Origin of the sequence: Methylophaga sp. UBA1464 (genome assembly GCF_002325665.1) — a bacterium.
In the GTDB taxonomy this organism is placed as follows: Bacteria; Pseudomonadota; Gammaproteobacteria; order Nitrosococcales; family Methylophagaceae; genus Methylophaga.
This window is the reverse complement of sequence record NZ_DCSO01000002.1, coordinates 10,473-11,415: the sequence shown is the minus strand read 5'-3', so window position 1 is coordinate 11,415 and position 943 is coordinate 10,473. Positions and strand designations below refer to the sequence as shown.

Genomic DNA, 943 nt, shown 5'->3' with positions numbered 1-943 from the left:
AGGCTTCGGTGGTTTTGCCAAAGGTTATGCCGTAGATAACGCCATAGCTGTATTAAAACAGCAAGGCATCGAAAATGCCGTCATCAATATCGGCGGCGATTTACGCGCCATAGGGTCGCATGGTGAACGTCCCTGGATTATTGGTATTCGACATCCAAGGCATGACCGGGTATTGGCTTCTGTAGCGGTGAGTGGTGATGAAAGTGTTTTCAGTTCCGGAGATTACGAACGCTTTTTCACCTATGAAGGTAAACGTTACCCGCATATTCTGGATCCTCGTAACGGATATCCTGCTGATCAAGCCATGTCTTCAACCGTGATTCACGAAAATGCCTCAATGGCGGACGCTGCGGCCACCGCTATTTTTGTTGCCGGCAGCGACTGGCCAACCATCGCTGCTGAAATGGGAATTGATATGGTAATGTTAGTGACTGAAGATGGCGAAGTCGAAATGAGTCCTTCGATGCAAAAGCGTGTCAGATTAACCGGACATGATCGTGACCCTGTGATTCGTGAAATCCCGCAAGAGTAAGTGAATGATTAGCACTTCGAGCGCCACTGATCGTATGATTCTGACCCTTATCGGGTCGGTCATTCTGCATGCGATAGTGGTGTTTGCTATCAGCTTTAATGTGACGTCTCCACCAACCAATGCCCCGGTAAATCAACTTGATATTACCCTGGTGAAACAACAAACTGAGCAGGCTCCGGAAGAGCCCAGCTATTTAGCTCAAGTCACCAATGAAGGCGGCGGGGAAACAGAAGAAAAATCGCCAGAACCGACACCGGATATGTCGGTACCCATTGCTGAAGAACCTCCAGCAGCTATAGCACCTTTGCCTGCTCCAATCACAGAACGGGATCCTGTTCCGGTTGAATCCGTGACTCCAGAACCCGTTCTGGATGAAACCCCAACAGCAGAAGAGTTGCCTGCCGTGGTTGA

1 protein-coding gene and 1 pseudogene are annotated in these 943 nt (G+C 49.4%); both read left to right on the top strand.

The features are described from left to right. Positions 1-532 (top strand): FAD:protein FMN transferase (locus B3O33_RS00220; RefSeq protein WP_292362698.1); only part of this gene is annotated, 532 nt, incomplete at its 5' end. Between the two features lie 4 nt (positions 533-536). After that, positions 537-943, top strand: a pseudogene (locus tag B3O33_RS00215) (energy transducer TonB); the annotation flags it as partial.